Genomic DNA, 24,802 nt, shown 5'->3' with positions numbered 1-24,802 from the left:
GTTCATGTCTCCCTTACATATCCGGCCGATCGCACGGCGCCGTTTCGTCCAGGGGCTGGCGATCGGCGGCGCGGTTGCCGGCTTCGCCCCGGCGCTTCTCGCGCGATCCGCCCCAGTCTCGCCCGCCGAGCTTAGCGGGACCGAGTTCGACCTCGAGATCGCCGAGCTGCCAGTCAACTTCACCGGCAAACGCCGTATCGCGACCGCCGTGAACGGCAGCGTGCCCGCGCCGGTCCTGCGCCTGCGCGAAGGCGACACGGTCACGCTCCGTGTGCGCAACGGCCTCAAGGAGATGTCGAGCATCCATTGGCACGGCATCATCGTGCCGGCGGAGATGGACGGCGTGCCCGGCATCAGCTTTGCCGGCATCGCGCCGGGCGAGACCTTCACCTATCGCTTCGAGGTCCGCCAGAGCGGAACCTACTGGTATCACGCTCACACGCTCGCCGAGCAGACGGGACTCTATGGAGCGATCATCGTGGAGCCGAAACAGGCGCCGGCGGCGCGGGCGCCCGATCGCGACTATTGCATCGTGCTCAGCGACTGGTCGGACGAGCCGCCGCTGCAGATCTTCCTCAATCTCAAGAAGCAGAGCAGCTACTATAATTTTGCGCAGCCGACAGCCGGCGACTTCCTCAAGGATGTCGGCGCCATGGGCCTTGGGAAGGCGCTCGAGCGGCGGCGGATGTGGAACAGCTCGCGGATGAACCCGACCGACTACAGCGATGTCTCTGCCGCGACCTACACCTATCTGATGAACGGCGCGCCGCCCGCCGGCAACTGGACCGGTATCGCCGCGCCCGGCGAACGCGTGCGCCTGCGCTTCGTCGGCGCGGGGACGGCGACGTTCTTCGACGTGCGGATCCCGGGGGTCGAGCTGACGGTCGTATCGGCCGACGGGCAGCCGGTCGAGCCGGTCACGGTCGAGGAATTCCGGATCGGCCCGGGCGAGACCTATGACGTCGAGTTCACCATGCCCGAGGGCGGCGCCCGCACCATCTTCGCGCAGGCGATCGATCGGAGCGGCTATGCCCGCGGCACGATCGCACCGGCTCCGGGCATGGCGGCAGCCGTGCCGCCGCTCGATGCCCGGACCTGGCTCGAGCCGGTCGACATGATGGGCGCGATGGCGACGATGGGCGCAATGGGAGGCGACGCGCATGCCGGGCACGGCATGACCGAGATGCCGGCCAGGGCACAGCACGCCCGCACCGAATATGGCGCCAATACCGACATGCGCGTCGACTATCCCCGCACCAATCTGGACGATCCCGGCGCCGGGCTGCGCGGGCGCGGCTGGCGCGTGCTGACGCTGGCCGATCTGCGCACGCCGGGCGGCGATCCCGACCCGCGCGAGCCCGAGCGCGACATCGAGCTGCATCTGACGGGCAATATGGAACGGTTCATCTGGTCGCTCGACGGCATCAAGCTCAACGATTCCCGGCCGCTGCATTTCAAGCCGAACGAGCGGCTGCGCGTCACCTTCGTCAACGACACGATGATGGCGCATCCGATGCATCTGCACGGCATGTGGAGCGATGTCGAAGGCCCGGACGGCGCCTTCCAGGTCCGCAAGCATACGGTCGTGGTCCAGCCCGCCCAGCGGGTGAGCTTCCGCGTCACCGCCGACGCCATGGGCCGATGGGCCTTCCACTGCCATCTGCTCTATCACATGGCGGCCGGCATGTTCCGGGAGGTGGTGGTCGCATGATCCGGATTATCCCCTCGCGCGGCATTGCTCTTGGCGTTGCCCTCTTCCTGGCGCCGGCGATCACGGCTCCCGCCCTCGCGCAGGATGCCTTGCCCCCGTCGCCCGCCGCCACCCCTGCCCAAACGGCCACTCCCGATCCAAACTCACCTTCCGCGCAAGGCTCTCAGGAGCATGCGGGCATGGACATGCCGGGCATGGATATGACCGACACGAAGGCGTCCGGTAACGGCGCCACGATGGACATGGGCTCGATGCAGGGTGGCAAGGCCCCGCCGGACGCGCGCAACTCGGACGATTATGCCGACGGCTATCGCAACTCGACGCTGCCGGGCTATGAGATGGCCGACAAGCTCTCGATCCCCAAGATACTTGTGGATGAGCTCGAGTTCACCAGCGGCAACGAGGGTCAGGGCGTGGGCTGGACCGTGCTCGTCACCAAGGGTCAGGACAATGACAAGCTCTGGCTGCGCAGCCAGGGGCTCAAGAACTCCCGCGACCAACGTCTCGATCCGGAGAGCAGCGTCGAGGCGCTGTGGTGGCACAGCAAGAACCCGTTCTGGGGCACGCTGCTCGGGGTCAGGCAGGATCTCGGCAAGGGTGCGACCACCTGGCTCGCCGCCGGCGTCGAGGGACTGGCGCCCTATTGGTTCGACGTCCAGCTCACCGGCTATGTAGGAACCGATGGGCGTCTCGCGGCGCGCGCCAAGGCCTCCTATGAGGTCCTGTTCACCAATCGGTTGATCCTTACGCCGCAGGTGGAAACCAATATCTATTCGAAGCGGTCGAGCGATCGGCAGCTCGGCAGCGGCTTCAGCAATGTCGAGCTGAGCGGACGGTTGCGCTACGAGGTGTCGCGCAAGTTCGCGCCCTATATCGGCTTCGTCTGGGAGCGCGCATTTGACGGCACGGCCGATTTCCGTCGCCTGCGCAGGGAAGGGCCTTCCGAACACAGGCTGGTGATCGGCTTGCGCGCCTGGTGGTGATCCGCGGATGGCCACTCGAGGGATCGACCGCGAACGCGCCGCGTGACAAGGCTGGATCGCAAGCCAACGGTCGCTGGCCGGCCTCCTTTTTCGTCTTGTTGCTCGCGGCGGCTGCGGCGTCGGCGGGACAGACGGCCATTCTCGCCTTCCTTCCGGCACTGGTCGACCCGGCTCGTGGCGCGCTATCGTCAAGCGCTCATGATTTTCACGTCGCGAGCCTGACTGCGGTCCATCCCCTGGCAGCCTTGCTGGCGGCGCCGCTCTGGGGCTGGATCGCGGACCGGGTCGACTATCGGGCGATGTTGCGCGCAGCGCTGGTCATCCTCGCGCTGGTGACCGCGCCGATCGGCCTCGTCGGGTTGCCTGAGCTTTATGCATTGCGTCTGGTGGCGGGGATGGCGTCGGCCGCCATCATACCGTTGGGCTTGCTCTGCGCGAGCTTTGCCGCAAGCGGGCGCGCGGACCAGGCGCGCCGCTTCACCTGGCTGACCGCCTTCGTGTTTCTGGGCGATCTCGCCGGTCCGCTGGTGGCGGAGGTCTCGGCCGCGATCCTGCCCCGCGCTCCCCTCATGATCCTCGCTCTCGGCATCGGTGCCGTCGGGGCGGCGCTTTGCGCCGTGCGTCTGCCGCGCTGGTGTGCACCTTGCATCGATGGCGGAGACCTGCCCGCGCCTACGCTCGGCGCGACGTTGATCCTGCTTTTTATCACGATCGTCGCGGGCGGCGGGCTGGCGGCGATGCATGTCAATCTCCTGGTGACGCGGAGCGCCATTTCGCTGAGCCGCGAAGAGATCGCCTGGATGCTCAGTCTCTGCGGATTGGGCATGCTGGCGGCACAGATCTTCCATGCAAAGCTGGATTGGCTGGTCACTGTGCCGAGGCGGCTTGCCGGATTGACGCTGGGCCTGCTGGCTGTGGCACTTTTCATGTTTCCTGTCGCCGCGAGTATGGCCGAGCTCAGTGGGATCATCGTTGCTGCCGGCTGGAGCTCGGCAACCCTTCGATTGGTCACCAGCTTCTGGATCAGCGGCGGCGGGGCCCCTTCAGGCGTGAAGCTCGGTTTCCAGCATTCCGCCGCCAGCATCGGGCAGGCGCTCGCGCCGCTGGCGATAGCCATCGTCGCTCCCGGGGCGCAGCCGCTCGTTCTGTGGGGGATTGGTGGTCTATCGCTAGCGCTGCTTGTGTCCCTGCCGCTAGCCTGGAGGCCGCCCGCCATCGTAAAATCATCTGCGTGATGAGGGGAGGGGCGCATTGATGCGTATAGAAAAGAAGGGGCCTCTGCCCCATGCTTATCGTTCTTCCGGGAGTCATTTCATGAAGACCCGCCTATTCGTCGCCTTGCTGTTCCTCGCCATGCCCGGCGTAGCGCTTGCGGCCAGTGATATCGTCGTCCACCGGGATCCGGGATGTGGATGTTGCGAGAAGTGGGCGCAGGCCGTGCGCGCGAAGCTGGGACGCAAGGTCGTCATGCGTGACGATGCGTCGCGCAGCGAGCTTCAGCGCAAGGCCGGCATGCCCCGGACGCTGGCATCTTGCCACAGCGCGATCGTCGATGGCTATATGATCGAGGGCCATGTCCCGATATCCGACGTCAAGCGCTTGCTGGCGACCCGTCCTGCGGGCGTCAAAGGCATTGCGGTTGCGGGGATGCCGATCGGTTCGGAGGGCATGGAAGTGGCAGGCGCTGCCCGCCAACCCTATACGGTGGTGGCCTTCGGCAGCGCCGGTCAGCGAATTTTCGCCCGCCATTGATATCGCGCGGTTTGCAGCATCCTGCAGAATTGCCCGGTGGTAGAGGACCCCGCTGTCGAGTGTAGAACCTTGTGTCAAGCGAGCTGATGGCGTCCCTACCCCTACCTACACTGAAAAAGCAACGATTTGTCTTGTAAGTTGTTCGCGGTCGTCTCCCTGATTTGCCTGAATTTGGCCCAAAATGTGGGAACGATTGTGGGACCGTTTGCCCACCGAAAGTGTGAGAACGGCCCCAACATTCCCGATCAGGGCCCCGAACCGATGGCACTCACAGCATTGAAGGTGAAAAACGCGAAGCCCGGTCGCCATGTCGATAGCCGGGGCTTTGCCTGATTGCACTTTGCGTTCGCTTGCATTACATCGTCATGCAGAAAGGAAATCGACATGGCCGCAAACGCTCTTGTGCAGACCCGGATCGACGGAGCGGTGAAGGAGGAAGCCGCGACCGTGCTGGCTGCTATGGGGCTGACCGTCTCCGATGCCGTGCGCCTGATGCTGACCCGCGTTGCCCGCGACAAGGCCTTGCCGTTTGAACCGCTGGTGCCCAATGCCGAGACGATCGAGGCCATGAAGGAAGCGCGCGAGGGAAAGGGCAAGCGGTTCGCCACGGTGGTCGACCTGATGGCCGACCTCAATGCGGACGATTGAACGCTTCGGGCGGTTCAAGCGCGACTACAAGCGGGAGAAGAAGGGGCAGCACGCCAAGACGCTGGACGCTGACCTGATCCCGATCATCGAGGCGCTGGCATCCGACGAGCCGCTTGAACCGCGCCACCGCGACCATGCGCTGACCGGCGACTGGCGCGACCATCGCGATTGCCACATAAAGCCCGACCTCGTGCTGATTTACCGCAAGCCCGATGACGACACCTTGCAGCTTGTGCGCTTGGGATCGCACGCGGAATTGGGTTGGTGACGCCCGCGCATGGCGAGCTTATACGTTTGTCGGGTATGTCAGCCAGAGGCACGATTACGGGTTAGGTGTGATCAGCGAGCATCCGATGCCAACAAGCTTTTGCAGAAGACATCAATCGCAGAGATGCATTCGGCAGGCGCTGCTTGAAACAAAAATGAGGGCCATAAATCACTTTCACCCTCAAATTCTGACAAATTTGCCGTTAGTTCACGACTGGTGAGCGAGAAATGAGCCGATCGCGTTGGGCTTGAAGAGCCGACCGCTCGCTCCACCGTCGTGACCCCTACGTTGATGACCGGCGGATGCTGGCCCGGTAGACGATGCTGCCGAGAGCGACGACGACGCCCATGATGGCAAAAGATTCCATGCTCGAATGGCTCAAAAGCCAGATCGTGAGAAGGAAACCCTATTTCCGTGATTTGCTCGATCACATGCTCAGGGTTGAGAGCGCCATCACCGGCATCCGCGACATCCTGATCTCGGTGTTCGAGGCGAGTCACCTGCTCGAACAGCAGCGCCAGGGTGCGATCACGCGTCAGCTTGCCGCCTGGGCCGCGATCCTCGCGGTGCCTACCGCGATTGCCGGAATCTACGGCATGAATTTCGAGAATATGCCCGAACTGAAGACGCAATGGGGATATTTCGTCATCCTCGGCGTCATCGCTGCGGTCTGCATTGGGCTCTACATCCGGTTCAAACGTAGCCACTGGCTTTGACGGCGCAGATCGGCTTTCCACATCGCGCCGGGCTGAGGCTGCCGGGGGCCGGCCGCCATAACTCAATGCTTTCGCAGAACCTCGGCGCGGTGCCGGTCCAACGCATCGAGCAAAGCCCTGCCGATCAAAGGCTTTGCGAGAACGTGATCGAAGCCCGCCTCGGCGGCCCGCCAGGCCAGCAGCGTGTCGTGAAAGCCTGAGATCATGATGGCGCGTCCCGACCATCCGATCTCGCGAAGGTGACGCAGCATCGCGAATCCGTCGATGTCGGGCATGCGATAGTCGAGGATGACGCAGTCTGCCTCCTTCGCGCGGGGGTCGGCCAACAGCGCGTGGCCGGTCGTATATCCCCACACGGCATAGCCGCGCGATCTCAGCAGCAGCTGGAGGCCACGCCGCACGCCGGGATCGTCGTCGGAGACGAGGATGGTGTATCTGCCATCATGCTGAGTGGAACGGACCGATGGCATTGCGAGAAGCGGACACCCGTGTGACGATTGCACCATCGATCGCATATCGCGCCTCGTCCCGTCGCTACGTAGAGGTCGCAGTCACTTCGGCTTGCGGCCCATGCCCGCGGCAAAGGCGATCCGCAGGGCTTCGGACAAATTGCGGACCTCGAGCTTGGCCATCAGGCTCGCGCGATGGACCTCGACCGTTCGCGATGAACAGCCCAGGTCATAGGCGATCGTCTTATTGGGCAGGCCGTTCGCCAGCCCTTCCAGCACTTCACGCTCCCGGGGCGTCAGTGCAGCGACCCGCACGCCGGCTTCAGAGGTTTCCAGAGTGCGAAAGTCGACATCGTCGAGACGCGCGAACGCGCGGCTGACGGCGCCGAGCAGGGCCGCTTTCTCGAAGGGCTTCTCGAGAAAGTCGACCGCGCCGCCTTTCATGGCCTGCACCGCAACCGACACGTCGCCATGGCCGGTCAGGACGATGACCGGCATGTTGACCCCGCGTGCTGCCATGGCGGCCTGAACCTCGAGACCGTCCATCTCGGGCATGCGCACGTCAAGGATGACGCAGCCGACGGCCGCCGACTTCGCCTCCTTGAGAAACTCCACGCCCGAGGCATAGGTCACGACGTCGTAGCCCGCGGTCTTGAGCGCAAAGCTCGCCGCCTTGCGGATGCTCTCCTCGTCGTCGACCAGATGGATGACGCGTCTATCCCCCATGTTCCTCCTCCGCCCGCGCATGGATCAAGGTAAAATGAAAGCGGGTGCCGCCGCGGTCGGGGCGCTCCATCCAGATACGGCCGCCATGCGCTTCGATGATGGTCCGGCAGATCGAGAGGCCGAGGCCCATGCCGTCGGCCTTTGTCGAGTTGAACGCCGTGAAGAGCTGCTCGCGGATTCCGTCCGCGATGCCGGGACCGGTATCCTCCACGGTCACCTCGATCAGCCCGTCAGGGCGCAACCTGGTCGCCACCTTGAGGTCGCGAACCGGACACTCCGCCATCGCCTCGATGGCATTGCGCATCAGGTTGACCAGCACCTGCTGGATCTGCACCCTGTCGACGAGGACCAGCGTCGCGGCGGGATCGACCGCAAAGAAGCTGCGGATGCCGCGCTCGCGTGCACCGACCAGCGCGAGCTGGCTCGCCTCGGCGATGACCTGCGGCAGCTCGTGGAGGCTCTTGTCGACCTCGCCGCGGGCGACGAAATCGCGCAGGCGCCGGACGATATGGCCGGCCCGCAGCGTTTCCTGTGCCGCATCATCCATCACCGACCGTAGCGACACGAAGGGTTCGTCGTCCCGCTCGTCGAGCATGTCGCGGATCGTCTCGAGATAGAGCGCGACCGCGGCAAGCGGCTGGTTGAGCTCATGCGCGAGCGTCGAGGCCATCGTGCCCATCGCGCTCAGCCGAGAGACATGGACCAGCTCTGCCTGCAGTTCCTTGAGCCTGAGCTCATCCTGCTCCTTGGCGGTGAGATCCCGGATAAAGCCGGTGAACAACCGCTGCCCGTCTTCACCGGCCTCGCCGACCGACAGCTGCATCGGGAAGGTTGAGCCGTCGCGGCGCTGGCCGACCACGACGCGACCGAGGCCGATGATCCGGCGCTCGCCGGTCTGCAGATAATGCGCGAGATATTCGTCGTGACGGTCGCGATCGGGCTGGGGCATAAGGCAGGAGACGTTGCGGCCGACGAGCTCGGCTTCGCTGTAGCCGAACAGGCGTTGTGCCGCTGCGCTGAACGACGTGATGGCGCCGGTCTCGTCGATGATGATCATCGCATCCGGCACCGTCGCCAGAATCGATTGCAGATGCTGCTCGCGGGTCTCGATCGATGCGCGGACCGCCGCCTCGTCGGTGACATCGCGGCTGATGCAGGCGAAGCCGCGATGTGTGTCGCCTTCGAACAGTGCGGTGATCGTCAGGCGCGCCAGATATTCCGCGCCGTTCTCGCAGACCCGCCACGCTTCGCGCTCCAGCGTGCCCTCGTGAAGGGCGGCCGCCAGGTCTGCGCCTGGACGCCCCGCCGTAATCTCGTCGGGCGGGTAGAACAGGTCGTGGGGCTGTCCCAGGACGCGATCGAGCGGCCAGCATTCGGCACGCTCGCCTTCTTCATTATAGCTCAGCACCATCCCGGAAGGATCGAGCAGCGTCAGGACGTGGCCGCCAGCCTGTCGCAGGAACAGCGGCGCAAGCCGCGCCACCTCCCTGGCAATCTCGTCGGGCCCGCGCCTCGTGTAGACCATCGGCCGGCTCACACGCCCGGCCGGGCGCACGTATCCGGGCGTAGCCGGACCGTGCCACTCAGCGCCGCGCGAGTATGGCCTTCATCTCGTCGATTTCCTGCCGCTGCGAGCGCTTGATCGATTCGCAAAGCCGGATGACTTCGGGATCGCTGAGCTTTGCTTCCTGGCACATCAGGATCGCGCCGGAGTGGTGTGGGATCATCGAGCGCAGAAAGGCCGTGTCGCCGATCGTGGTCTGCGTGCGGATGAACGCGAAGCTGCCCAAGAAGGCGACCAGCGACGCGGCGATCAGCGCGATGTTGGCGGCCTTCGACGGGAACATGTGCCGCATGGCGAGGATCATGAGCACCACCATCGGTGAGACCATCATCAGCGTCATGTAGAGCATGTTGAGGTTGTTGTAGAAGCTGTCGAGCCCGTCGATCATGACGAACATCACCAGATACATGATGACGCCGCTGATGACGGTCTGGAAGGCCAGGCTCCAATAGGCGCCCATCTTCCGTGTGCTCATGTGGGACGAATGATCCATGGCGTATCTCCTTCGTTCGGCGCAGGCCGACCTGGGTCTCAGTGTAACGCCCCGCTCTCCTGTTCGCCCCCGCCATCAGCCGTCCCGATGCTAGAACCAGAAGCGGATGCCGGCGACGAAGCTGGTGGCATGGACGTCCTCGCCGGCAAGCCTCGACAGCCGCGCCGTGTCGCCGGCTTTGCGCAGATAAGAGACGCCGATATAGGGTGCGAACTGGCGGCTGAACTCATAGCGCAGGCGCGCGCCGAGCTCTATGTTGACCAGCCCCGAACCGATGTCGTTCTCCGGAATATCCTGCGCGGCGAAATTGACCTCGGCGCGCGGCTGCAAGATCAGGCGCTGGGTAATGCGCTGGTCGTAATAGCCCTCGACCCGGCCCAGAACATCGCCCTTGGTCGAGAGGAACAGCGCGCCTTCGACTTCGAACATGCCGGGAGCCAGGCCCTCGACGCCGACCGTCGCGTAAGTGCGGTCGGGCCCGCGGCCGAAGTCCTGGCGGATACCGCCCTGAAGATTGAAATAGGGGTCGATGGCCCGGCTATAGAGCACCTGCACCTCCGCGCTGTCGATGCCGCGGCCGAACTCGCCTTCGCCCTCGCTCTTGAGCCAGAGCCGGTTGATATCGCCGCCGTAAAAGCCTTCGCCATCCCAGCGATAGCCATCGCGACCGCTATGCGCTTGATACTCGAACAGGTTGAGCAGCACCTGCCCGAAATTGTTGCCGCCGCTGTCCTTCATCATGATGTCGCGTGAGCGCGCCATCTCGGCGCCGGGAAAATCACGATCGGCGAAGTGGTCGCTGGGGGGAGGCGGCGGGGGCGCATTGCCGGCCGGAAGCGCCGTGCCGGTCATTTGCATGCCGGGCATGGCGGTCTGGCCATGCTGCGAATGGTCCATCCCGGGCATGTCCGGCATCGCGCCGTCCTGATGCTGGGAGTGGTCCATGCCCGGCATGTCCGGCATCGCGGGAGACGCGGGTTGCGGCTGACCGGCCGCATCTCCCTGCGGCGCAGGACTGGCCTGGTGCTGCGAATGGTCCATCGCCGAGGTGGCGTCTGGCGCTGGTGTCTGAGCGCGCGGCCTGGCGGCGGCCTTGTCCTTCTTCTTCTCCTGCGCCGGCGGCACCTCGCCCGGCGGCGCCATGCCGGGCATGCCGTGCATTGAATGATCCTGGGCAAAGGCGGGCGCGGCAGCGAAAAGGGCGATCGCGCTCACCAGCGGCGTGAGGATGCGGGTCATTACGCGTCTCCCTTCGGACGGACGCTCACGACCCGCATCATCCCGGCATGCATGTGGTAGAGGAGATGACAGTGGAAGGCCCAGTCGCCGACCGCGTCGGCGGTGAAGTCCCAGGTCACCTTGCCGCCGGGCTGGACGATTACCGTATGCTTGCGTGGCGCATGATCGCCATGCCCCGTCACCAGCTCGAAAAAATGCCCGTGAATATGGATCGGATGCCCCATCATCGTGTCGTTGATGAGATTGACGCGCACCCGCTCGCCTTCGATGAAGGGGATCGGCTCGTGATGGTCCGACATTTTTTCGCCGTCGAACGACCACATGAACCGCTCCATGTTGCCGGTGAGGTGAATGTCGATGCTGCGGCTCGGCGCGCGCACGTCCGGATTGCGATCGAGCGCCATCAGGTCCCTGTAGACAAGCACCTTGTGGCCGACGTCGGCGAGGCCCTGGCCGGGCTCGCCGGTGCGGTCGACGGGCATCGGCGAGATGGTCTGGACGCTCGGGTCGCGCTTCACCTGCGGCGCGTTCGAGAAGTCTCGCATCTTCATCGACCCCATCGCGTGCCCGCCATGGTCCATGCCCGCCATCTGGCCATCGGCGCCCATCGCGCCGTGGTCCATCCCGCTCATCGCGGAATGATCCATCCCCGAATGATCCATGCCTGCCATGGCGCTATTGTCCATGGTCGCCATCGCTGCCGCCGCGCCGGTCGCGAGGCGCGCGGACGCGTTCTTCTCGGCCGTCGGATCGACGCCCCGCATAGCGCCGCCCGACATGTCCATGCCTTCCATGCCCGGCATCGAGGACATGTCCATGCCCATGTCCTTCATGTCGGCGAGCGGCCGTTTGCGTAAGGGGGGAACCTCGCCGGCCATGCCGGCGCGCGGCGCGAGCGTGGCACGCGCCATGCCCGAGCGGTCGATCGCCTCGCCGACAAGGGTGTAGGCCTTGTCATCGCCTGGGCTGACAACGACGTCGTAGGTCTCGGCAACACCAACCTGGAACTCGTCGACGGTGACCGGCACCACATTCTGCCCGTCGGCCTGGACGATGGTCAGCGGCAGGCCGGGGATGCGGACGTTGAAGGTGGTCATCGCCGACGCATTGATGACCCGCAGCCGCACCCGTTCGCCCGGGGTGAAGAGCGCGGTCCAGTTGTCCATCGGACCATGGCCGTTGACGAGATAGGTGTAGGTGGATCCGGTCACATCGGAGATGTCGGCCGGGTCCATCCGCATCTGGCCCCAGTCGAGCCGGTCCTTGAGCGGCTGATCCTTGCCCGACAGGAGCCCGGCCAGGGTCTGGCGCTGGAAATTGAAATGGCCGGGGTTGACCTTGAGGCGCCGGAAGATCGCCTGCGGCGAGAGCGCGCTGTGATCGGCGAGCACGATGACATGCTCGCGGTCATAGGCGACCGGATCGGCACCGGCGGGATCGATGATGATCGGGCCGTAATGGCCTTCCTGTTCCTGCAGGCCTGAATGGCTGTGGTACCAGTAGGTGCCGCTTTGCACGACGGAGAACTGGTAGAGGTAGTTCGAGCCCGGCTTGATGCCCGGAAAAGACACGCCCGGCACACCGTCCATATTGGCCGGCAGGATCAGCCCGTGCCAGTGGATCGAGCTGTCCTCCTCCAGCTGATTGATGACGTTGAGCCGCACGCGCTGGCCCTCGCGCAGCCGGATCAGCGGGGCGGGGACCGTGCCGTTGAGGCCGATTGCCCGGAACTTGCGCCCGTCGATGGTCATCGACTGCCGGGCGATGGTGAGCGTAATGTCTTCGCCCGACACGGTCGGCAGCGTCGGTCGCATCCCCGGCGAGATCGTCTGCGCCCAGGCCGGCAGCCAGGCTGACAATGCTGCGCCGCCGCCGGCGAGGGCCGCGCCGCGGAGGAACTGGCGGCGGTCGAGAGCAGAAATCATTCGGTTGTCTCAGCTTTAAGAAAGAGGGCGTACCTATTGGGAATACGCAGCATGGCCTCATCCCCCTCAAACTTTCTTTAATATTTCCGAAAGGCGTGCCCTAGCTCGATAGAGGCGCGTTTCGACCGCCTTCTGGCTGATCCCGAGAATTTCGGCGGTTTCAGCTTCCGATTTCTCGTCGATCGTACGCAAAATAAGCGTGTCCTTGAGGGAAGACGGCAGGGCAGCAATCGCTTTCATTGCTTGCGCGAGCTGCTGTTCGGCCCCGATCGCCTGATCGGGCAGCGGTGCGTCGTCGGCGACGCCGTCCGCCTCGCCGAGCGGTAGGGCTAGGGCAAAGAAATTTCGAACCGCTCGCCGACGCCGCCAGTCATGGCATTTGTTGATGACAATCCGGGACATCCAGACCTGGAAGGGTCGGGTTACGTCATAGCGGTTGAGTGCGGCAAAGGCCGCGACGAAGCTCGCCTGGGTGACATCCAATGCCTCATCCATAGATCCGACATGGCTGCGCACGAGCCGGTGAACCCAACCTTGATGCCGGCGGACCAGCTCGCCATAGGCCGCTTGCCGGCCTCCAAGCGCCAGAGCCGCGAGCTCCCCGTCCGAGCAGTCGGGGAGGCACGCGGTCATTCGGATTTGGCCGTCAGCGCTTTCACCACGGCGTCGTCGAATTTGTCCGTCTGATCCGGGCGCAGCACGGCCCGCATCGCGAAGATATGCTCAAGTGTTTCTTTCTGCAGCGCGCCCATGGCCTGGTGCGAGCGATCCACCGCAGTTGCGACTTGCGGGCCATAGCCATGCTCCGCTTCGATCGCTTCCGCGAGACGCGCATTGTCGGCGCGCAATTCGGCCTCCAGCGCTTGACGCCGGATCGCGTAGTTCTTCTCGATTGTCTCGAGTCGGCTGTGTTGCGCTGAATTCAGCTTCAGATCGCGATGGAGCAGCTCGTGCAGCTCATTTTCGACCGGGCGCACTGGAACCACATAGACGCGGCCAATGACAACGCCAGCGATCGCCGCGGCGAAGGTCACCAGGACGAGGAGCAGGAGCCGGCGGCGGTCGCGCATCACTGCGAGCTCAGCAGCGTCGAGGGCGCAAGCGCGAGCCGAGCATCGAAGGGCGATAGCGGTTTGGCATCAGCAGACCGTGTCGGAACTGCCGAGCCGGCAATTCCGATGAACAGCGCGGTTGCGGCCGCGATGCCGAACGTCATAGCGCCAAGGCTTGGTATGGCCCGGATGCGCGCTATTTCCGCCATGACCCGGCTTTCCAGGCCGCCGAGCCTGGGATCGAGAGGCGCATCGCGCAACCGCGAGAGCAGGTGGTCAAGTTCATCCATGGTGCTTCTCCGTCTTCATCCTTCAATACGCACGATGGTCCAGGAACCCTTGCTGTAGATTGAAAAGAATAATTGCGAGGGGTGGGGGCTCGGGCTGCGTATTGTCTCATGGGATCTACAGGAGAATGTTCCAATGCGTTTCTTTTCGCCTCTCGCAGTTATCGCCGCCGTCGGCCTGAGTGTTTCTGCTCCGGCCTACGCGCATCCCAAGCTTGTGTCCTCGACGCCCGCCGCGAACGCCAGCGTCTCGGCGCCTTCGCGTATCACGCTCACCTTCAGTGAAGGTCTGATGCCGAAGCTGTCGGGCGCCGAGATCGTGATGACCGGCATGCCCGGCATGCCCAACCACCGCATGGCGGTAACCGGCTTCAAGACGTCCGTCGAAGGCGACAAGACGCTCGTGCTGACGCTCGCCAAGCCGCTCATGGCGGGCAGCTATCAGGTCGCCTGGCACGTCGTCTCGACCGACACGCACCGCATCCAGGGCAATCTCGCCTTTACCGTCAAGTGACGCCATGAACGACGTGGCACTCGTCGCCGTCCGCTGGGCGCTCTACGTCGATCTCGGCCTGTTGTTCGGCCTGCCGCTGTTCGCGCTCTATGCGCCCGGCGGCGGCCGGATGGTACAGCGGCATCTGCCGATGGTAGCAATGGTGGCCGGTCTCGCCTGTCTCGCCCTCCTGCTGTCGGCGCTGGGGTTCGCGTTGCAGGCAGCGGCCATGACCGGGCTGCCGCTCACCCAGCCTGATCTTTCCATGGTCGCAGAGCTGTTCAACGGCACGTCCATGGGAACGGCGCTGAAGGCGCGCCTCGTCGCGCTCCTCGTTCTTCTGCTCTCCATCCCCTTCTATCGCCGGCAATCCCGTCCTGCCTTCATCGCCTCCACTCTGGCAGGCGCGGTCGCACTCGCGACCCTCGCCTGGAGCGGGCATGGCGCGGCCGGCGAAGGCGAGGCGGGCTGGCTGCAACTGGGGGCCGATCTCATCCATCTGCTCGCCGCGGGCGCCTGGGTCGGCGCGCTTGCCGCATTCCTTGCGCTGGTTCTTACCAGGCTCGCAACCGATGATCTCGCCACTGAAGACATGGACCGGGTCATGCTCGCCGAGGAAGCGCTGCGGGGCTTCTCCCTCGTCGGCACGATCATCGTCGCCCTGCTGATCCTGACCGGGACGGTGAACGGCTGGTTCCTGGTCGGCCCGGGCAACATCGCGTCTCTCGGGCAGTCGACCTACGGCCTGCTGCTCATCGCCAAGCTGCTGCTCTTCGCCGGCATGCTGGGCCTGGCCGCGCTCAACCGTTATCGCCTGACCCCGGCACTTGCGCAGGCGATCGAGGAAGAGGACGCGCCACGGGCGCAGGCGCTGCTGCGCGCGAGCCTCGTCGTCGAAGGCGGTCTTGCGATCGTCATTCTCGGGCTGGTCGCCTGGCTGGGGACACTGTCGCCACCCATGTCGATGTAGTTTATCGTTTCGAACGCCTCGCGTTGGGAGAAGCCAATGCAATCCTACACCCCGCCGCTCGGGACCGGATCGACGAAAGACTATGATCGCGCGATCCGCCTGTGGACGCGGGAGAAGCGGTGGCGTGCCGCCATGCTCGCCGCCCTGGCGCCCAAAGCCGGTGAGACGGTCGTCGACGTCGGCTGTGGCACCGGCAGCTTCGCGCTGATGCTCAAGCAAGCCGAGCCCAGGACGCAGGTGATCGGTCTCGATCCCGATGCCGAGGCGCTCGACATCGCGCGGCACAAGGCCGCTGTGCGGCGGGCCGATATCGACTGGCGTCAGGGATTTGCCAGGGACGTGGCCCCGGGTACCGCCGACGCTGTCGTGTCGAGTCTCGTGCTGCATCAGATGCCGGTCAGGGAGAAGGCGGCAACCCTGCGCGCCATGTTCGCCATGCTGCGCCCGGGTGGGCGCCTGGTGATCGCCGATTATGGCCGCCAGCAGGGTTTCATGCGGCTTGCCTTCCGCCTGACCGTGCAGCGGCTCGATGGCATCGATGATACCCGGCCCAATGCCGACGGCGTGCTCCCCGGCCTGATCGCGGCGGCCGGCTTCAGGCATGTGGCCGAGACGTTTCGGCTTTTGACCATCACCGGCGCGATCGACTTGTTTACGGCGCATCGACCGGCGCAGGACCACGGCCTTACGGTTGCCAATGACCTTGGCTGATGGCGGCCAGGCGAACGGGCCCGCCGATTTGTCCGCTTAGGCGATTACGTATTGACCCTGACACGGTGTCAGACCCTAGATCGTCAGGCGTCGAAAGGAGCAAGGCGATGAACGAGACACATGGAGCGGCGCATGGCGGCGGTTGCTGCGGCAGCCACGGCGCTGCGAAACCAGCGGCTGGCGTCAAGGACCCGGTCTGCGGCATGACCGTCGATCCTGCGATCACTGCGCACCATGCCGAGCATGGCGGTGAAAGCTATCATTTCTGCAGCGCGGGCTGCCGGGCAAAATTCATCGCCGATCCCGAGCGCTATCTCGGCCCGCCGGCACCGCCAGTCGCGGTGCCAGAAGGCACGATCTGGACCTGCCCTATGCATCCCGAGATTCGGCAGGACCATCCCGGGTCCTGTCCGATCTGCGGCATGGCGCTCGAGCCCGCGACCGTGACTGCCGACAGCGGCCCCAGCCATGAGCTGGTCGATTTCACACGGCGCTTCCGGGTCGGCCTGATGCTGGCCCTCCCGGTGCTGATCCTCGAGATGGGCGCGCATCTCTTTCCCGCGATCCATCGCCTCGTGCCGATGTCGATCTCGGTATGGATCCAGTTCGTGCTGGCGACACCCGTCGTGCTCTGGGCGGGCTGGCCCTTCTTCGAGCGTGGCTGGGCCTCGCTCAAGACCCGCAACCTCAACATGTTCACCCTGATCGCGATGGGGACCGGGGTCGCCTGGATCTACAGCGTCGTCGCGACGCTCGCGCCCCAGCTGTTCCCGCCCGCCTTCCGCGGAGAGGACGGCATGGTTGCCGTCTATTTCGAGGCGGCCGCGGTGATCACTGTCCTCGTGCTGCTCGGCCAGATGCTCGAACTGCGCGCGCGCGAGCGGACCTCGGGCGCGATCAAGGCGCTGCTTAACCTTGCGCCAAAGACCGCGCGCCGGATCGGTTCCGATGGCAGTGAAGAGGAAATCAGCCTCGATCTCGTTGCGGTCGGCGACCGCCTGCGTGTGCGTCCCGGCGAGAAGGTGCCGGTCGATGGCGTGGTCGAGGACGGCCGTTCCTCGCTCGACGAGTCGATGGTCACCGGTGAGTCCATGCCCGTCACCAAGGCCAAGGCCGACACGGTGATCGGCGGCACGCTCAACCAGACCGGCGCGCTCGTTATCGTCGCCGACAAGGTTGGCCGGGACACCATGCTGGCGCGCATCGTCCAGATGGTCGCCGAGGCGCAGCGCTCGCGCGCGCCGATCCAGCGCATGGCCGATCAGGTGTCGGGCTGGTTCGTGCCCGTGGTCATCGCGGTCGCGGTGGTCGCGTTCATCGCCTGGGGCATCTGGGGCCCCGAGCCGCGCTTCGCCTACGGGCTGGTTGCGGCGGTCGCCGTGCTGATCATCGCCTGTCCCTGCGCACTGGGTCTCGCCACGCCGATGTCGATCATGGTCGGGGTTGGCCGCGGCGCCGGGCTCGGCGTCCTCATCAAGAATGCCGAAGCGCTCGAGCATATGGAAAAAGTCGACACGCTCGTCGTCGACAAGACCGGCACGCTGACCGAAGGCCGGCCTGCCGTCACCCAGATCGTGCCGGCGCCCGGCTTCGACGAAGCCGAACTGCTGCGGCTTGCCGCCTCGGTCGAGCGGGCCTCCGAGCATCCGCTCGCGCTGGCGATCGTCGAGGCCGCCAAGGATCGCGGCATCCCCACGAGCGACGTCACCGACTTCGATTCCCCCACCGGACGCGGCGCGCTCGGCACCGTCGACGGCCGCCGGATCGTGCTCGGTAATGCGCGGTTCCTCTCGGAAGAGGGCATAGCAACCGACGCGCTGGCGGAGCAGGCCGACGCCCTGCGCCGGGATGGCGCCACCGCGATCTTCATCGGCGTCGACGGCACCGTCGGCGGCGCCTTTGCAATCGCCGATCCCGTGAAGCAGACGACGCCGGAGGCCCTGGCCGCACTCAAGGCCGAAGGCATTCGCGTGGTGATGTTGACCGGCGACAACCGCACCACAGCAGAGGCGGTGGCAAGGCGGCTCGGCATTGACGATGTCGAAGCCGAGGTACTGCCCGACCAGAAGAGTGCCGTCGTCGCGCGGTTGAAAAGCGAGGGGCGCGTGGTGGCGATGGCCGGCGACGGGGTCAACGACGCCCCCGCACTGGCTGCCGCCGATGTCGGTATTGCCATGGGCTCGGGCACCGACGTCGCGATCGAGAGCGCGGGCGTGACGCTGCTCAAGGGCGATCTCATGGGCATCGTGCGGGCACGGCGGCTGAGCCAGGCGACCATGTCCAACATCCGCCAGAACCTGGTCTTCGCCTTCATCTACAATGTCGCCGGGGTGCCGGTGGCGGCGGGCGCGCTCTATCCGCTGTTCGGCATCCTGCTCTCGCCGATCATCGCGGCCGCCGCCATGGCGCTCTCCTCGGTCAGCGTGGTCACCAACGCGCTGCGCCTCAACCGGAAAGCGCTGTGAACATCGGGGAGGCGTCGAAGCAAAGCGGGGTCTCGGAGCGGATGATCCGCCATTATGAGAAGATCGGCCTCATCCCGGCGCCGCCGCGCCGGGGAGCGGGTTATCGCGACTATGGCGAGAGTGACCTCCATCGCCTGCGGTTCATCGCCAATGCCCGCGATCTCGGTTTTCCGATCGAGGAGATCCGGACCCTGCTCGGCCTGTGGGCCGACACGGGCCGCAGCAGCGCCGATGTAAAGCGGGTCGCGTTGGCGCGGGCGGAGGAATTGCAGCGCAAGGCCGAAGCGCTGACGACCCTGCGCGAGACCCTCGTCGATCTCGCCGAGCGCTGTCATGGCGACGAGCGGCCAGATTGTCCCATCATCGCCGAACTGAGTCTCGACAGAAAATGTTAGCGCCGGCCGCCTCTCGGACCAGACCCGCTCTGGCGGCCGGGGTGCTGATCGCACTTGGCATTCTCACGACGGGCCTCGCGATATATTTCCTCGCAGTCCGCCCGCCACTGCTGGCGGAGGATCTTCGCCATATCGGCGGCAACCCGCAGACCCTTTCGCCGGTATTGCGGGACTGGTTCGGCGGGATAGCTGGCTCGCCCGTGCGACCGCACTGAGCCTCCTGATCGTATTTGGCCGCTTTTCATACAGCAATGTCGTGCTGAGCTCTGACTTCTGGGGCTGGCATATGCGAGGCAATCCCTCCGTAGGACTACGGAGTGCGCAGAGGCTTCCTGCGCTTCAGGGCTTGTTGCACCGCAGCAGGAGCGAAAATGTGCAGAGTCGAAGCAATATCCCTGACCCGTTGGACGGTCTGGCCACGACGCTGGATCGGTCGAGCTTCGCCGCCATCGCGCAGCTGACTTCAGGCCAGTCGCCCGCCACTTTGGCGCAGTCTTTTTCCGACTGGTGGACGCACATTCTCTGCTCGCCAGGCAGGCAGCTGCAGCTCGCCGCCAAGGGCGGGCGCAAGCTGATGCGGCTCGCCGACTATGCCATGCGCAGCGCATCCGGCAGCGATCCCGAGCCGGCGATCGATCCGCTGCCCCAGGATCGGCGCTTCGCCGACGCAGCCTGGAAGCGCCATCCGTTCGACCTGATCGAGCAGGCCTTCCTGCTCCAGCAGCAATGGTGGCATGCCGCGACGACCGGCGTGAGCGGCGTCACCGGGCACCACGAAGCGATCGTCGAGTTCGCGACCCGCCAGATGCTCGACATGGTGTCCCCGACCAATTTCATCCCGACCAACCCCGTGCTCCAGCAGCGCATCCTCGAAACCGGAGGACAATGCCTTGTCGAGGGTGCGCGATTTTTTTGCGACGACCTGGAACGCCTGGTACGCGGGGAGCCCGCAGCGGGCACGGAGGCCTATCGGGTCGGCGAGAAGGTCGCAGCCACGGCTGGCAAGGTCGTGTTTCGCAACAGGGTCATGGAACTGATCCAATATGCGCCCGCAACCGAGACGGTGCGTCCGGAGCCGATATTGATCGTGCCGGCATGGATCATGAAATATTACATCCTCGACCTGTCGCCGGAAAATTCGCTCATCCGCTGGCTGGTAGGGCAGGGCTACACCGTGTTCTGCATCTCCTGGCACAATCCCGACAGCGCCGACCGCGATCTCGACATGGAGGATTATCGCCTGCTTGGGCCGATGGCCGCCGTTGATGTCATCCAGGCGATTACCGGCACCGAGAAGATCCACGCGGCCGGCTATTGTATCGGCGGCACGCTGCTCGCCATCACCGCGGCCGCGATGGCGCGCGATGAAGATGAGCGTCTGGCGAGCGTCACGCTGTTCGCCGCCCAGACCGAGTTCAGCGAGCCGGGCGAACTTGGTCTGTTCATCGACGAGGCGGAGATCAACCTGATCGATGCGATGATGTGGGCGCGCGGCTTTCTCGACAGCAGCCATATGGGCGGCGCCTTCCAGATGCTGCGGTCCAACGATCTGCTCTGGTCGCGCATCCTCTCGACCTATCTCATGGGCGAGCGCGAGCCGATGACCGACCTCATGGCATGGAACGCCGACGGCACCCGCATGCCCTATGCCATGCACGCGCAATATCTTCGGCGCCTGTTCCTCGACAATGACCTGTCCGAAGGGCGCTACGAGGCCGGCGGCCACCCGGTCTCGCTCTCGGGGCTGCGCATGCCGATCTTCATGGTGGGCACGGAAACCGACCATGTCGCGCCGTGGCGCTCGACCCACAAGCTCCACATGCTGACGGGCGCGGAGATCCGCTTCGTGCTGACGAGCGGTGGCCACAATGCCGGGATCGTCTCCGAGCCCGGGCATCCTCATCGCCATTATCGCATCGCGACACGGATGCAGGATGGCCCGGCGCCAGGTCCCGATGCCTGGCTGGAGCGGGCCGAGGTGCGCGAAGGGTCGTGGTGGCCGGAATGGAGTTCATGGCTTGGATCGCACTCGGGCGAGGCGGCGGCCCCACCGGCGATGGGCGCGCCCGAACGGAACTATCCGCCGCTCGGTGATGCCCCCGGGCGCTACGTGCTGGAGCGCTGAGCCATGGCCGCCGCCAACCTCATCGAGAACCGCACGTTCGACGAGATCGCCGTCGGCGATACGGCCAGCCTCACCCGCACGCTGTCCGCCGACGACATCCAGCTCTTCGCGGCGGTGTCAGGCGACGTGAATCCGGCGCATCTCGACCCTGTCTATGCCGAAACGGACATGTTCCACAGGGTCATCGCTCATGGCATGTGGGGCGCGGGGCTCATCTCGGCGATCCTGGGAACCGAGCTGCCAGGGCCCGGTGCGATCTATCTCGGCCAATCGCTTCGCTTCACCCGCCCGGTGGGCGTCGGCGACACCATCACGGCCTGCGTCACCGTCGCGCAGAAGCGCGCCGAGCATCATGTCATCGTTCTCGACTGCACCTGTGTGAACCAGAAGGGCGAGACCGTCATCAGCGGCCAGGCCGAGGTCAAGGCGCCCACCGAGAAAGTCAGCCGGCCCCGCATGCCGCTTCCCGACGTGCGGATCGCCAGCCACGACCGCTTCCGCCAGTTGATGGCGCGCGCCAAGGACGGATCTGCGTGCGTCACGGCCGTGGTCCATCCGTGCAGCGCCGACGCCATGCGCGCAGTGGCTGAGGCCGCCGACGCCGGCATCGTCGTTCCGATTCTCATCGGCCCTGCGGCGCGTATGACGAATGCGGCGAAGGACGCCGGTGTCGATATTGCGGCCTTCCGGGTGATCGACGTCCCGCACAGCCACGCCGCCGCCGCCGAAGCCGTCGCGCGCGTGCGGGCCGGCGAAGCCGCGCTGCTGATGAAGGGCTCGCTTCATACTGACGAGCTCATGGGCGCGGTCGTATCGTCCGACACGGGCCTTCGGACCGAACGCAGGATCAGCCACGCCTATGTGATGGACGTGCCCGGCTATCCGCGCCCGCTCATCATCACCGACGCCGCGATCAACATCGAGCCGACGCTTGAGGACAAGGCCGACATCGCGCGCAACGCGATCGACCTTGCCCATGTGATCGGGATCGAACAGCCCAGGGTCGCGATCCTCGCCGCCGTCGAAACGGTCAATCCGAAAATGCGCACCACATTGGATGCCGCGGCGCTCTGCAAGATGGCGGACCGGGGCCAGATCGAAGGCGCGCTGCTCGATGGCCCGCTCGCCCTCGATAATGCGATCAGCGAGGCGGCCGTGCGCGAGAAAAGTATCGTCTCGCCGGTCGCCGGCCAGGCGGACATCCTGCTGGTGCCCGATCTGGAGGCCGGCAACATGCTCGCAAAGCAGCTGACCTTCCTGGGCGGCGCCGATGCCGCAGGCGTGGTGCTCGGCGCGCGCGCTCCGATCATCCTCACCAGCCGGGCAGACAGCGTGCGCACGCGCCTCGCCTCCTGCGCGCTCGCGGTGCTGCTGGCGCGGGCTGCGACCAAGGCGGCTCCCGGCGTTGCGGGACAGCGCCGCGATGGCTGAAATCCTGTGCCTCAACGCCGGTTCGTCGAGCCTTAAGTTCGCGCTCTACGCCGAGCCGGGCACTGATGAGCCCTCTTTGCTGGCGAGCGGCAAGATCGAGAATATCGGCCTTGAGCCGCACCTGATCGCGCGCGATGCGAAGGGGGATGTCCTTGCCGAGCGGCGCTGGACGAAAGACGGCACGATCACGCACGAGACGCTGCTCGAGGATTTGCTGCGGGAGATCGAAGCCTCGGTCGGCGACGATCTGATCGCGGTCGGCCATCGGATCGTTCATGGCGGCACCGACTATTCAGCGCCGGCGCGGGTCGACGCGCCACTCCTCGCCGCGCTCGAGGCGCTTTGCCCACTGGCGCCATTGCATCAGCCCCATAATCTCGCCGCGGTCCGCGCCGTCTCCAGGCTGCGCCCCGCTGTGCTGCAAGTCGCCTGCTTCGACACCGGCTTCCATCATGGCCAGCCCCCGATCGCGACGCGCCTCGCGCTGCCGCGCGCGCTTGGCGAAGAGGGCATGCGGCGCTACGGTTTTCACGGCATCTCCTACGAATATATCGCGCGGCAGCTGCGTTCGATCGATCCCGATACAGGCGGTGGCCGCACGATCGCCGCGCATCTCGGCAACGGGGCCAGCCTTTGCGCGATGGCCGGGGGGCGCAGCATCGACACGACGATGGGGTTCACCGCGCTCGACGGGCTGGTGATGGGTACGCGCTGCGGCGCGCTCGACCCGGGCGCGGTGCTCTATCTTTTCCAGCAGAGGGGCATGACGGCGCGTGAAGTCGAGCATCTCCTCTACAGTGAGTCCGGCCTTTTGGGCGTGTCCGGCGTCTCCAGCGACATGCGCGCGCTTCTCGGCAGCGAAACGCCCGCCGCTGGGGAAGCGATCGAGCTCTTCGTCTGGCAGATCGCGCGCCAGGCCGGCGCTCTCGCGTCCTCGCTCGGGGGTCTCGACACATTCGTGTTCACTGCCGGGATCGGCGAGAATTCGCCTGAAATTCGCGCCCGCGTCGCCGGTCGGCTCGGCTGGCTCGGCGTGGACCTCGACGCGGACGCGAACCTCCGAGGAGATGCAGTCATCAGCGCGCCGTCCAGCCGTGTCGCCGTCCGCGTCATCCCGACCGATGAGGAAAGGATGATCGCTATCCACGCCGCCGATCTGCTGCGTGAGGAGCCGAAAGCATGAAACCTCTCGTCGATCTTACTGGCAAGCGCGGCCTGGTGATCGGTATCGCCAACGCGCATAGCATCGCGGCGGGTTGCGCCCAGGCCTTTCACGACTGTGGGGCGAGACTGGCGGCGACCTATCTCAACGGAAAGGCCGAGCCGTTCGTGGCGCCCGTCGCGGAGACCCTGGGAGTCGAATGGCTCGCCGCGTGCGATGTCCGGGTGCCGGGCGAAGTGGAGGCCCTGTTCGAGCGGGTGAAGTCCGAATGGGGCGGCCTCGATTTCCTGCTTCACTCGATCGCTTTCGCGCCGAAGGAGGATTTGCACGGCCGCGTCGTCGACAGCTCGGCCGAAGGCTTCGCGCTGGCGATGGACGTCTCGTGCCACAGCTTCCTGCGCATGGCGCGTCTCGCCGAGCCGCTGATGTCGGATGGCGGCTGCCTGCTGTGCGTCACCTTCTACGGGTCGGAGCGGGTGGTCGAGCACTACAACCTGATGGGGCCGGTCAAAGCGGCCCTCGAAAGCGCGACCCGCTATGTCGCGGCTGAGCTTGGCCCCAAGGGCATTCGCGCCCATGCGATCTCGCCAGGCCCGATCGCGACCCGCGCTGCCAGCGGCATCGACCGCTTCGACGAGCTGCTCGAACGGGCCGCGGCGACGGTCCCGCAGCACCAGCTCGTGACCATCGAGGATGTCGGAGGGCTCGCCGCCTTTCTGGTGAGCGATGCCGGCCGCCATATCACCGGCACGATCATTCCGGTCGATGGCGGTCAGCACCTGCTCGGCTAGGGCGGCTCGCCGCGATCGGGGGCTATCCTATTTGTCGCTGGTGGCCTGCTTCTCGCCGTCGCCCGGGCTTTTCTGCCCGAACCATGGTCCGACAATGGCAGCAAAGGCATCCAGCGCCCCGGGAGCCGTCGGAGCGCTCGCGACGGCCTGCCAGGCCTGCTGCCATTCCTCGAACGCCGATCTTGTGCCGGCAATCATATGCTCGCGGACCGTGGCCATGTCCTCGAACAGTGCCCGCGGTCCGGCCGGGCTGACCGCGCCGGCGTCCGACGTCTTGTCCGTCGCGCCCGCAATCGAGGCACGCGCCTCTTCGGCGAAGCGGCCGGCGGCGCGGTTGCCGACCTCGAGCGACTCTTCGCCACCTTTCCGGGCGACTTCGGCGAGCTTCAGCATCAGGCCGACATTCGCTTTGGCGAGCGCGGCGAGTTGATCAACGGGATAGGGCA

Annotated in this window: 26 protein-coding genes and 1 pseudogene; 17 read left to right on the top strand and 10 right to left on the bottom strand. The window is 65.6% G+C overall.

What is annotated here, in order from left to right:
* Positions 1-4: 4 nt before the first annotated feature.
* From LL253_RS17155 to LL253_RS17125, 7 genes and pseudogenes are all read left to right on the top strand, one after another.
* A complete protein-coding gene (locus tag LL253_RS17155) occupies positions 5-1,711 on the top strand; it encodes a copper resistance system multicopper oxidase (protein ID WP_007683343.1) in 1,707 nt (568 codons plus the stop codon).
* A complete protein-coding gene (locus LL253_RS17150) occupies positions 1,708-2,694 on the top strand; it encodes a copper resistance protein B (protein WP_009823975.1) in 987 nt (328 codons plus the stop codon). Before LL253_RS17155 ends, LL253_RS17150 begins: the two co-directional genes overlap by 4 nt.
* Complete coding sequence (locus tag LL253_RS17145; RefSeq protein ID WP_007683345.1) at positions 2,688-3,929, top strand: MFS transporter; 1,242 nt, start codon at positions 2,688-2,690, stop codon at positions 3,927-3,929. The genes LL253_RS17150 and LL253_RS17145 overlap by 7 nt, the downstream gene beginning before the upstream one ends.
* Before the next feature lie 79 nt (positions 3,930-4,008).
* A complete protein-coding gene (locus LL253_RS17140; RefSeq protein ID WP_007683347.1) occupies positions 4,009-4,446 on the top strand; it encodes a DUF411 domain-containing protein in 438 nt (145 codons plus the stop codon).
* A 384-nt stretch (positions 4,447-4,830) separates the two neighbouring features.
* Complete coding sequence (locus tag LL253_RS17135; RefSeq protein ID WP_004212689.1) at positions 4,831-5,094, top strand: type II toxin-antitoxin system RelB/DinJ family antitoxin; 264 nt, start codon at positions 4,831-4,833, stop codon at positions 5,092-5,094.
* Positions 5,081-5,362 (top strand): type II toxin-antitoxin system YafQ family toxin, encoded by a 282-nt coding sequence (locus LL253_RS17130; protein ID WP_004212690.1) that lies wholly within the window; start codon positions 5,081-5,083, stop codon positions 5,360-5,362. Before LL253_RS17135 ends, LL253_RS17130 begins: the two co-directional genes overlap by 14 nt.
* Positions 5,363-5,763: 401 nt before the next feature.
* Positions 5,764-6,078: pseudogene (locus LL253_RS17125) on the top strand (CorA family divalent cation transporter); the annotation flags it as partial.
* 62 nt (positions 6,079-6,140) lie between these two features.
* Here the strand turns inward: LL253_RS17125 and LL253_RS17120 are convergent.
* The 9 genes from LL253_RS17120 to LL253_RS17080 form a co-directional block, all read right to left on the bottom strand.
* Positions 6,141-6,548 (bottom strand): response regulator, encoded by a 408-nt coding sequence (locus LL253_RS17120; protein ID WP_007683354.1) that lies wholly within the window; start codon positions 6,546-6,548, stop codon positions 6,141-6,143.
* 81 nt (positions 6,549-6,629) lie between these two features.
* On the bottom strand, positions 6,630-7,253 hold the full coding sequence (locus LL253_RS17115) for a response regulator transcription factor (protein WP_007683357.1): 624 nt from the start codon (positions 7,251-7,253) through the stop codon (positions 6,630-6,632).
* The gene (locus LL253_RS17110; protein WP_150289957.1) at positions 7,243-8,778 is read right to left on the bottom strand and encodes a two-component system sensor histidine kinase NtrB; all 1,536 of its coding nucleotides are present in this window, start codon (positions 8,776-8,778) and stop codon (positions 7,243-7,245) included. The genes LL253_RS17115 and LL253_RS17110 overlap by 11 nt, the downstream gene beginning before the upstream one ends.
* Positions 8,779-8,836: 58 nt before the next feature.
* Positions 8,837-9,310 (bottom strand): DUF305 domain-containing protein, encoded by a 474-nt coding sequence (locus LL253_RS17105; protein ID WP_007683361.1) that lies wholly within the window; start codon positions 9,308-9,310, stop codon positions 8,837-8,839.
* A gap of 90 nt (positions 9,311-9,400) precedes the next feature.
* Positions 9,401-10,549, bottom strand: coding sequence for a copper resistance protein B (locus tag LL253_RS17100; RefSeq protein WP_007683363.1), 1,149 nt, complete (start codon positions 10,547-10,549; stop codon positions 9,401-9,403).
* Entirely contained in the window at positions 10,549-12,474 is a 1,926-nt protein-coding gene (locus LL253_RS17095) for a copper resistance system multicopper oxidase (RefSeq protein ID WP_007683365.1), read from the bottom strand. The genes LL253_RS17100 and LL253_RS17095 overlap by 1 nt, the downstream gene beginning before the upstream one ends.
* A gap of 66 nt (positions 12,475-12,540) precedes the next feature.
* Positions 12,541-13,107, bottom strand: coding sequence for an RNA polymerase sigma factor (locus LL253_RS17090; protein WP_007683367.1), 567 nt, complete (start codon positions 13,105-13,107; stop codon positions 12,541-12,543).
* A complete protein-coding gene (locus LL253_RS17085; RefSeq protein WP_007683368.1) occupies positions 13,104-13,544 on the bottom strand; it encodes a periplasmic heavy metal sensor in 441 nt (146 codons plus the stop codon). Before LL253_RS17085 ends, LL253_RS17090 begins: the two co-directional genes overlap by 4 nt.
* Positions 13,544-13,816, bottom strand: coding sequence for a hypothetical protein (locus tag LL253_RS17080; RefSeq protein ID WP_004212738.1), 273 nt, complete (start codon positions 13,814-13,816; stop codon positions 13,544-13,546). Before LL253_RS17080 ends, LL253_RS17085 begins: the two co-directional genes overlap by 1 nt.
* Positions 13,817-13,949: 133 nt before the next feature.
* Here LL253_RS17080 and copC point away from each other — a divergent pair, with 133 nt between their 5' ends.
* From copC to fabI, 10 genes are all read left to right on the top strand, one after another.
* Positions 13,950-14,327 (top strand): copper homeostasis periplasmic binding protein CopC, encoded by a 378-nt coding sequence (gene copC / locus LL253_RS17075; protein ID WP_007683372.1) that lies wholly within the window; start codon positions 13,950-13,952, stop codon positions 14,325-14,327.
* Positions 14,328-14,331: 4 nt separating this feature from the next.
* Positions 14,332-15,276, top strand: coding sequence for a copper homeostasis membrane protein CopD (gene copD / locus LL253_RS17070; protein ID WP_020820523.1), 945 nt, complete (start codon positions 14,332-14,334; stop codon positions 15,274-15,276).
* Between the two features lie 36 nt (positions 15,277-15,312).
* Positions 15,313-15,987 carry a class I SAM-dependent methyltransferase gene (locus LL253_RS17065; protein ID WP_017501308.1) on the top strand — a complete coding sequence of 225 codons (675 nt, stop codon included), beginning with the start codon at positions 15,313-15,315 and terminating at the stop codon, positions 15,985-15,987.
* Between the two features lie 107 nt (positions 15,988-16,094).
* Positions 16,095-18,452: a heavy metal translocating P-type ATPase gene (locus LL253_RS17060; RefSeq protein WP_021245221.1), complete on the top strand. Its 2,358-nt coding sequence runs from the start codon at positions 16,095-16,097 to the stop codon at positions 18,450-18,452.
* Positions 18,449-18,847: a Cu(I)-responsive transcriptional regulator gene (gene cueR / locus LL253_RS17055; RefSeq protein ID WP_007406402.1), complete on the top strand. Its 399-nt coding sequence runs from the start codon at positions 18,449-18,451 to the stop codon at positions 18,845-18,847. The genes LL253_RS17060 and cueR overlap by 4 nt, the downstream gene beginning before the upstream one ends.
* Entirely contained in the window at positions 18,841-19,062 is a 222-nt protein-coding gene (locus LL253_RS17050) for a hypothetical protein (RefSeq protein ID WP_017501310.1), read from the top strand. Before cueR ends, LL253_RS17050 begins: the two co-directional genes overlap by 7 nt.
* Positions 19,063-19,250: 188 nt before the next feature.
* Positions 19,251-20,972, top strand: coding sequence for a PHA/PHB synthase family protein (locus tag LL253_RS17045; RefSeq protein ID WP_021245223.1), 1,722 nt, complete (start codon positions 19,251-19,253; stop codon positions 20,970-20,972).
* A 3-nt stretch (positions 20,973-20,975) separates the two neighbouring features.
* A complete protein-coding gene (locus tag LL253_RS17040) occupies positions 20,976-22,403 on the top strand; it encodes a bifunctional enoyl-CoA hydratase/phosphate acetyltransferase (protein WP_066701152.1) in 1,428 nt (475 codons plus the stop codon).
* The gene (locus tag LL253_RS17035) at positions 22,396-23,586 is read left to right on the top strand and encodes an acetate/propionate family kinase (protein ID WP_037448015.1); all 1,191 of its coding nucleotides are present in this window, start codon (positions 22,396-22,398) and stop codon (positions 23,584-23,586) included. The genes LL253_RS17040 and LL253_RS17035 overlap by 8 nt, the downstream gene beginning before the upstream one ends.
* Positions 23,583-24,356, top strand: coding sequence for an enoyl-ACP reductase FabI (gene fabI / locus LL253_RS17030; RefSeq protein WP_037448018.1), 774 nt, complete (start codon positions 23,583-23,585; stop codon positions 24,354-24,356). The genes LL253_RS17035 and fabI overlap by 4 nt, the downstream gene beginning before the upstream one ends.
* Before the next feature lie 27 nt (positions 24,357-24,383).
* Here the strand turns inward: fabI and LL253_RS17025 are convergent, their stop codons facing one another.
* Positions 24,384-24,749 (bottom strand): hypothetical protein, encoded by a 366-nt coding sequence (locus tag LL253_RS17025; RefSeq protein ID WP_125964309.1) that lies wholly within the window; start codon positions 24,747-24,749, stop codon positions 24,384-24,386.
* Positions 24,750-24,802 lie beyond the last annotated feature (53 nt).

It is taken from the genome of Sphingobium soli, assembly GCF_020782245.1.
Classification (GTDB): domain Bacteria; phylum Pseudomonadota; class Alphaproteobacteria; order Sphingomonadales; family Sphingomonadaceae; genus Sphingobium; species Sphingobium soli.
Note: the sequence above shows the minus strand (reverse complement) of the source record. Positions and strands in the feature narration are given on the sequence as shown.